Below are 8805 nucleotides of genomic sequence, written 5' to 3'. Positions count from 1 at the left end.
CTCCCGCAATTGCTGCCTGGGGTGATAAACTGAAGCCCGGTATGAAAGCGATTGCAGTCTCGCGTGACTTGCTGAACGAATACGGGCTTGAACACAATGCTAAAGTAAAAATTAAAGGGCTGCCGGGCACCTACCGAGTGCTTGATAAGATGAACAAACGCTGGAAAAAGCGCATAGATATCTACATGGGCACTGATATTAGCAAAGCCCGAGAATGGGGCAAGCAACAAGTGGAAATATCCTGGATTGCGGGTAACTAATTATCTAAACTGGGAAGTTGTACCGACGCCCGTATAAATCTTCTACATATTTAAAGTACCAGAATAATTGGTAGTTCAGTTCCACCCCGTATTTTTCGGAGTAATCGTAGTTAATAATATTTTCGAAAGGCGAGTTCCCGCTGTACCGGCCTACATTATCATTCCAAGCTGCTACATACTGGCGATTCTTCTGCTCGTAATATTGAGGCGAGTAGAAGTTTATGGGTCGTCCGTTAGTTTGTAGCCAACGATCAAAATTATTATCGAAGATCAATAATTCATACTCTTCCTCATTTTCCGGCTGTACTATATTTGGTTGAGTGCGATCCCGAGAACTAGAACCATTCAGTGAGGGAGAACAAGCTGAAACTAGCAATAGAAATGCACTTATATAAATTAGATTTTTCATGATACTTATGTTTTTGTGTAGTATTCTTCATTTGTATAACTATTCTGCGCCAAAAAAGATTGTCTTGTTAGTTACCTTAGCCAATTAGTGAGAAAACCGATCATGATTAGACGCATACTTATCACATTTTCTTTTACTCTACTTTTCTATAAAGTATATCCACAAATCACTAGTGACTCTTCCTACGTTCGCACTGAAACACTGGATGAAGTCACCGTAATTGGATATGATACTGAACAGAAGTTACTGGAAACCCCCGTTGCGGTTTCAGTCCTTCCCTCTCAGGAGATTCGGGCCTACGATGAAACCTCGCTGGTTCCGGCCATGAATACTTTACCGGGTGTCCGCATGGAACAACGAGCTCCGGGTAGTTACCGTATTGCTATCCGGGGTAGTGCTTTGCGAGCACCGTTTGGCGTTCGTAATGTGAAGGTCTATTGGAATGATATTCCGTTTACCGACCCTAGTGGAAGCACTGCGTTTAACCTGCTGGATATCAGCAATTTCGGTACTCTTGAAGTGATTAAAGGCCCAGCGGGGAGCGTTTATGGGGCTGGCACTGGCGGTGTAGTAAATATCCGTAGTTTACCGACAAAATCGGAAGGTAGTTTGGTAGAATTAGGCACTATCGTTGGTTCGTTTGGCCTTCGGCGATACACTGCTTCAGTGGAACAATTTAGTGCAAAAAGTCGCTGGGCTATTCGCTACGCTCATCAACAAGCCGAAGGTTATCGAGATCATACTGCTTTGAAACGAGATATGCTCGAGCTGCGCGGTGAGTTTGATATTTCTGAGCAAAATACTTTTTCAGCCAGCTTCCTTTATTCTGATTTGTTCTACGAAATTCCGGGGGGATTAACCCTGGAGCAGTTTCAGGAAAACCCTCGTCAGGCTCGACCCGGCAATCAATTTGTCATGGGAAGCGAAGACGCTAATGCTAGTATCGATCAAGAATACGTACTCATTGGACTAACCAACGAATACCGTTGGAACGAGAAATTGAAGAATCAAACTACTATTTACGGCAATTTTAGCTCCTTTGAGAACCCATTTAACTTTGATTACAAGCGCGATAGCCGCCAAGGGGGCGGTGGACGAACTCGGTTCTACTATGATCATGCATTGGGCGCAGTAGAAGCTCGCTACACAGTGGGAGCAGAATTTCAAACAGCTACCAATGTAGCCCGCAATTTTGGTAACCGCATGGGTCAGCCTGATACTCTTAATTTTGATGACGAACTTCGTACTCGCCAAGCGATCTTCTTCGCTAAAGCCGACTTCACACTACCTAAAGGATTCTTCATTACTGCCGGACTAAGCCGCAACTGGCTTAACTACGATATTAACCGACTGGTAGATGTTGCTTTAAACAGCAGCTATCAAGTAGAGAGAAGTTTTGATCCGGTCTGGATTCCCCACCTAGGAATGACGAAGCAACTTAACAGTCAGTTGGCTATCCGGGGCGACGTTAGCCTAGGCTTTTCTCCGCCGACCATTGAAGAAGTCCGCACGAATGAAGGTAGTATCAATTTGGACTTAGAACCCGAACGAGGTATTAATTATGAGTTAGGTTTGCGGGGACTCATATTGAATAACCGAATTCAGCTAGATGCTTCCGCCTTCTACTTTCAGTTAAGCGAAACCATTGTGCAACGAGAATCGGAACGAGGTACTGTTTTGTTTACCAATACCGGTAGCACTAATCAAACTGGATTGGAACTTGCTGCCACCTGGTTTGTCATTCAAAATCCTCAGCAGACTATTAGTTCACTGGAAATTCAATCGGCCTACACCCGCCATGATTTTACATTTGACTCGTATCAGAAAGAGGATGAAGACTTTTCGGGAAATCAACTAACCGGAGTTGCACCCCACATCTGGGTTACTACACTACGTTTACAAACTCGCCCCGGTTTCTACGCCAATATAAGCTATAATTTCACTGATGAAATTCCGCTGAACGATGCCAATACAGTGTACGCCGATGCTTACCATCTGGTTCAGGCTAAAATGGGATACCGCACGGCCCTAAACAGTAATTGGCAATTAGAAATTTTTGCCGGTGCAGATAACCTTTTAAATCAAACCTACAGTTTAGGTAATGATATTAATGCCTTTGGGGGAAGATACTACCAACCTGCTCCCACTCGCAATTACTACGCGGGGTTCAAGATTGGCCGAAAGAATTAATGGGTGACTACGTTGCCCTTTGAAAACTTCTTATAAACTCCCCCGCAGTGCTACAATTACATTTATTCCTGGGGCACTAATGCCCGATGAATACGGGCGGTAGTGCTTGTCCAGCATATTCTCTACCCCAGCTTGTAGCGTAAATCCAGAGAAAATTTCGTAGGAACCTATTAGATTAAGCGTATACCAAGCAAGTGAACCGTCTTCAGTATAAATTTGAGGCTTATTTTGTTCCGTAGGAGCTAAATCTTTCCAAGCCACTGGCCCATTGTAGCGTACAAAAAATTCTCCTCGCCACTTATTTTTTTTATACGTCAATGCTGTTCGTCCGAACCAAGGAGTCACATGCCTTAGGGGAACATTTTCTTCTGTATCCTGACCAATATTATCGGCGAAGGTTATCCTTAGTTTCCAGTGGTTAGACAAACTACCTGCTAACTGAAAACTATAACCCCAGACGTAAGCCCGGCCAGTATTCGTAATTGCCTGTACGTTACTAAGCACTCCATCGTACACAATACTATCCTGATTATTGAAGGTATATTCCCGACGAACCATCGCATTACGCAGTAGCGAACCGTACAGCACCCCGTTCAATCTCCAACCTTCTGAAGGCTGGAAAGTAGCTCCTACCTCCGCATTGTAAGAATATTCTGGTGATAAATTGGGGTTGGGAACTACCACGTTGCCCGGTTCTGAGTCAAAGACCTTTCCAATATCATCTACGTTCGGAGCGCGAAAACCCGATGATGCCACCGAGTTAAACTGCCAACGATCAGTTGGACGGTAGGTCACCCCAATGCTTCCGCTAATAGCCCCAGTGCCCAGATTAATCTGATCGTACGGGAAATTAAAAAAAGTTTTGTCATCGAAATCAGCGTTCAGCCACACGTAGCTATACCGTAGTCCGGAAGAGAACGTAGTTCGCGGGTTGGGGTTCCATTTGTAGCTAGTGTAGAGTGCGGCACTCTGATATTGACTTCCACCATCGGGGTAGCGGGTACTTGTAGGAGCTCGTTCTCCGGTTTCAATGTTTTCTCGGAGCGCGGCTGATTGCACATCATTCAGCACGTATTCCAATCCGTAAAATAGTTGATGCTTGGCATTCCACTGGCGATCGGCATCAAAGTTTAGTGTCCATACGCTAACATTTTCGGTTCGGCTTCGCAGGGAGTTGCTTCGGTATCGCCGATCAAAGCGGCTTTCCTGCGCCTGCTGGTAACCTACCGTTAGCTTCGCCTCATCGTACCACCGATTGGCGTTGTATAATGCGCCCTTCACGTAGTGCATCATCCAGCGTTGCGGACCGTAGTACCACTCAGCACTACGCGGCAAACCGTCTTCAGTGCTTTCAATGAGTCGGTCGTAGCGAGGAATATCAGAAGTGGTACTCAACAAAAATCCGTAGGTAAGTTCCGCCCAATCCGACGGACGATAGCGAAGTTTCTGCATAGCATTTAGCTGCTGATAGCCCGATGGGATTTGTCGGTTTACTTTATTATTCTGGGCTAGAGTGTCCCTTCCTTGTTCCCGGATCACGTATTGAAAACGTTTACCAAAATCAGGAAAGTCGGCAGGTCGTTGGTTACCAGCCCGTAAGTCACCAAAATCGCTGTAGGTAATACTCGATATTGAGCTTAATCGATTACCTCTCAAGTCAAGACGAACATTCCCGGTTTTTTCGTGGGCAGCACTGCTATATCGAACAAATGCCTGTACATCTGTTTCTAATTTATTAGATAAGCTGAATGCTGGCTGATAAGTATGAAAGTCCATCACGCCCCCTAGTGCATCGCTACCATAAATGACTGAACTAGGACCAAATACAACTTCGGCTTCCCCAATTAAGGCAGGATCAATACTAATCACATTTTGTAAATTGCCACTGCGGTAGATGGCATTATTCATCCGTATTCCATCCACCACAATCAGTACCGAGTTAGCCGCAAACCCCCGAATCATCGGGCTCCCTCCTCCCAGCTGACTACGCTGCACAAATACTTCACCCGTTTGTTCCAGGGCATCGGCGGCCGTTCCCGGATTTAGGAACTGGATGTTTTCAGGACGTATTGATGTGATTTGCTGGGGAATTTCTTTGGGTGATTGCTCCCAGCGGTTAACCAGCACCACCGTTTCGTCTAACTCAACTACATTTTCTTGTAGAACCATCGTCCAATCACGAGACGCTAACTTTCTGAGAGTGATTTTAGTTGGCTGATAAGCTGGATGCTGGAAGTAGATTGTGTCACTTTCTGCAAACATTTCGGTAGCAATATTTCCTTCCTCATCAGTCTGAGAAAATATGGTTCGATCTGCCCCAACAACCATTACACCTGCAATCGGTTGTAATTTTTGATCGATAACTTGAATATTTTGACACAATGCAAATTTAGAGATGGCTGTTAGTAGGAAAAAAACAAAGAAACTTACTTTCATTCAGTTGCAAAATTAGCTATCTTGGCATTAAAATGTTGTTAGGATCGTAAAAAAGCCATTGAATCCTTATTCATTTCGTAAAAATACAAGTGTACTATTAAATACCTAATCGTTCCGCTTTTTTAATATATTATTTACTTTTTTATATTTCAAACGTGACTAAATAATCTTGAGTGCCGTCACTCTTTTTAAAATCATATTACCGCTCATAATTTCAAGTTTTCCATCTATAGTTTTAGACGCTAAATGCTATTTAAACTTTCGGTTTCTCTTCTCTTTTTTTTATTACTACTTCCTTCGATTAGTTTCGCCGACGACGCCCCACAAAAAACACTATTTGCTACTCGTATAACTGCCCCTCCTAAAATTGATGGTATTTTAGATGAGGAAATTTGGTTAAAGACGCGCTGTTCGGCAATGAATTTCGTCCAACGCGCTCCTAATCCTGGTGGACAGCCGTCGGTGCCTACTGAAGTAAAAGTACTTTATGACGACCATTCCATCTACATTGGAGCCTATCTATACGATGTTTCACCGGACAGCATTATGCGCGAATTTACCAAACGCGACGATTTTGGTTTCTCCGATGTGTTTGGGGTTTACTTTGATACCTACGATGATGATATAAATGCTTTTGAATTTTCGGTCTCGGCTGCCGGGGTACAGATTGATCGCCGATGGACGGCTATGGGACGGGATGAGAGTTGGAATGCGGCTTGGCTTAGTAAAGTTACCATCGATGGCTCTAACTGGTACGTAGAAATGGAAATTCCATTTTCGGCCCTTCGTTTCCCTAAAACGGCTATTCAGGAATGGGGGGTAAACTTTCGCCGCTCTGTCCAGCGAAATAATGAACGTAACTACTGGAGTGAGATTGATCCGCAAACAAACGGTTTTGTTAACCAATTTGGCCGAATGGCGGGCGTTATCAACGTAAAATCACCAGTTAGACTGTCTATATCGCCTTACATTTCTACTTATTATGATACCTATTCCGGTGACCTCAATAATCCGGCTTCAGCTACTACCCAAATCAATGGTGGTATGGACCTACGCTACGGAATTAACGATGCGTTTACACTGGATATGATTCTAGTTCCCGATTTTGGGCAAGTTGTCTCTGATAATCAAGTACTTAATCTTACCCCATTTGAGGTAGAGTTTGATGAAAACCGGCAATTTTTTAAGGAAGGAACCGATCTCTTTAACAAAGGAGATTTCTTTTACTCTCGCCGGGTTGGTGGTCGGCCGTTGCTCTACGGTAGTGTTGATGATCAATTATCTGATACGGAAGAAATTATTTCTAACCCTCAAGAAAGCAGCTTAATCAATGCTACTAAGCTATCGGGACGCACTGCCAAAGGTTTCGGAATGGGCGTGTTTAATGCAATGACGGGCAGCTCGTTTGCTCGGGTAAGAGATACTGAAACTAATGAGGTACGCGAAGTTCTGACTGATCCTTTTACTAATTACAATGTCTTAGCCTTTGATCAGAGCTTACCAAATAACTCCTACGTTAGTCTGGTCAATACCAATGTGCTTCGCCAGGGACATCACTATGATGCAAATTTGACCGGTACCACTTTTCGTTTGGCTAATCGGGGTAATCAGTACGCAGTTTTTGGTCGGGGCGCGGTTTCTCAGAAGTATGGTTTAGCCGATGGAAATGAATTTGGCTTTATGTCATCGGCGACGATAGCGAAAGTTGGCGGCAATTTCCGCACTTCAATTACGAGCTATATTGAGAGTGACACCTACGATCCTAATGATTTGGGATTTTTACGTGCTAACAATGAGGTACGAACCTCGGCTAATATTGGCTACAATATCTACAAGCCGTTCTGGAACTTGCTTAGTCTCTATACCGACGTAGATTTTCGCTACCAACGGTTGTACGCCCCTTCGGTCTTTACGCGATTTAACGTATCTGCCTCAGCGAGTGGAACATTCCGTAATTTTCTATCCATGAGTCTGCGTTACGAATCGGCCCCGGTACAGCGTTACGACTACTTTGAGCCTCGGGTAGAGGGACGGTACGTGGTTGAACCTGCTTATCACAATTTTGGCGTATCAATGCGTTCCGACAGCCGAAATCAGCTATCGCTCGGCGGATACGTGGGGTACACTGATTTTGATTTTGACGGGCAAGAAGGTGTATACCTAAGTTTTAGCCCCCGCTTTCGGGTAAATAATAAACTTAGCTTCTCCAGTAGTTTGGTTTACCAGAGTAGGATAAACGATGTAGGTTTTGCTGAAAAAGAAGAAATTGATGCAGCCCACCTAATAACCTTCGGCCGACGAGACATTAATACAGTCAGCAATATTTTTCGGACCAAGTATACATTCAACAATCGGATGGATCTTTCACTCCGAATGCGCCATTACTGGTCGGAAGCTGATTATCAGGAATTTTATACGCTGGGTGATGAGGGAGAACTGCTCGATAGCGACTACGATGGTAACGAAAATCGGAACTACAACACATTCAATATCGACATGGTATATACCTACGCCTTTGCCCCGGCCAGCGAGATTAGCGTAGTTTGGAAAAACAATATAGTTCGCGATGAAGACACACTACAACACGACTATATGACGAATCTAGAAAACACCTTCACCTCGCCCCAAAGCAATAGCGTATCTATTCGTTTGCTATACTTCATTGATTACTCCATGATGATGAAGCGGATTGGGCGCAATAAAATGTAACTTTGATCCGATCACTTTTCTTTACGCTACTTCTCGCCCTTATTGTATGTAACACCCTCGCCCAACGAATCTCTGTACGAGAAATGGGGCTTGATATTGGTGTAATACCTACCGGACCCAAAAATACGATTACCGATGTAACCGGCGTTTCAGTGGGGCAAAGTACGCTTATCAGGGGTGATAGTATTCGCACTGGGGTTACCGCTATTCTTCCCCACAGTAGCAATCTATTCCAGGAGAAAGTACCGGCGGCTGTTTATGTAGGTAACGGGTTTGGAAAACTAGCGGGAAGTACTCAGATTGAAGAATTGGGCAACCTAGAAACCCCAATTATTTTAACTAATACGTTAAGTGTCTCTACCGCTGTTCAAGCATTGATTACCTATACACTACAGCAGCCCCTAAATTCAGAAGTACGATCAGTGAATGCCGTAGTTGGGGAAACAAACGATGGCTATTTGAATGATATCCAGGGCAGGTATATTACGGAAGAAAATGTACTGATGGCTATCCGTCAAGCGACTCCTGATAGTGTTGCGCAAGGAAATATAGGTGCTGGTACGGGTACGGTTTGTTTTGGCTTCAAGGGTGGTATTGGCACCTCTTCTCGAAAGCTTCCTAATAAATTTGGCGGCTATACGGTGGGAGTATTAGTGCAAACTAATTTCGGGGGTGATTTTATGATTAAAGGAGTACCGGTGGGGGTTGCGCTTAATTCTTATTGGAAAGAACAATTTCAGCAACAGTCAGATGGCTCATGTATGATTGTAGTTGCGACCGATGCTCCGCTGCAAGCTCGTA

The 8805-nt window shown here is 44.2% G+C and carries 6 protein-coding genes; 4 read left to right on the top strand and 2 right to left on the bottom strand.

Going from position 1 to position 8805, the window contains the following annotated elements; genetic code table 11:
- Window positions 1-260 (top strand): 3D domain-containing protein (locus tag WBA23_RS12710; protein ID WP_424582654.1); only part of this gene is annotated, 260 nt, incomplete at its 5' end.
- A 4-nt stretch (window positions 261-264) separates the two neighbouring features.
- Here WBA23_RS12710 and WBA23_RS12705 read toward each other — a convergent pair.
- Entirely contained in the window at window positions 265-669 is a 405-nt protein-coding gene (locus WBA23_RS12705; protein ID WP_424582653.1) for a DUF6146 family protein, read from the bottom strand.
- Window positions 670-771: 102 nt separating this feature from the next.
- Between WBA23_RS12705 and WBA23_RS12700 the strand changes: the two genes are divergently transcribed.
- Window positions 772-2859 (top strand): TonB-dependent receptor family protein, encoded by a 2088-nt coding sequence (locus WBA23_RS12700; protein ID WP_424582652.1) that lies wholly within the window; start codon window positions 772-774, stop codon window positions 2857-2859.
- A 30-nt stretch (window positions 2860-2889) separates the two neighbouring features.
- Here the strand turns inward: WBA23_RS12700 and WBA23_RS12695 are convergent, their stop codons facing one another.
- Window positions 2890-5187 (bottom strand): TonB-dependent receptor plug domain-containing protein, encoded by a 2298-nt coding sequence (locus WBA23_RS12695; protein WP_424582651.1) that lies wholly within the window; start codon window positions 5185-5187, stop codon window positions 2890-2892.
- Between the two features lie 354 nt (window positions 5188-5541).
- Here WBA23_RS12695 and WBA23_RS12690 point away from each other — a divergent pair, with 354 nt between their 5' ends.
- Both WBA23_RS12690 and WBA23_RS12685 read left to right on the top strand, forming a co-directional pair.
- Window positions 5542-8004, top strand: a complete 2463-nt coding sequence (locus tag WBA23_RS12690; RefSeq protein ID WP_424582650.1) for a DUF5916 domain-containing protein — start codon at window positions 5542-5544, stop codon at window positions 8002-8004.
- Window positions 8005-8006: 2 nt separating this feature from the next.
- The coding region (locus WBA23_RS12685; RefSeq protein ID WP_424582649.1) for a P1 family peptidase at window positions 8007-8805 on the top strand (799 nt) is incomplete at its 3' end.

The organism is Tunicatimonas sp. (assembly GCF_049647865.1).
Classification (GTDB): domain Bacteria; phylum Bacteroidota; class Bacteroidia; order Cytophagales; family Cyclobacteriaceae; genus Tunicatimonas.
This window is presented reverse-complemented; position numbering and strand designations above follow the sequence as displayed.

Coding starts and splice junctions, on each gene's coding strand:
- WBA23_RS12690 (WP_424582650.1), top strand. CDS start 5,542: ATGCTATTTAAACTTTCGGTTTCTCTTCTCTTTTTTTTATTACTACTT.
- WBA23_RS12705 (WP_424582653.1), bottom strand. CDS start 669: ATGAAAAATCTAATTTATATAAGTGCATTTCTATTGCTAGTTTCAGCT.
- WBA23_RS12700 (WP_424582652.1), top strand. CDS start 772: ATGATTAGACGCATACTTATCACATTTTCTTTTACTCTACTTTTCTAT.
- WBA23_RS12695 (WP_424582651.1), bottom strand. CDS start 5,187: ATGGTTGTTGGGGCAGATCGAACCATATTTTCTCAGACTGATGAGGAA.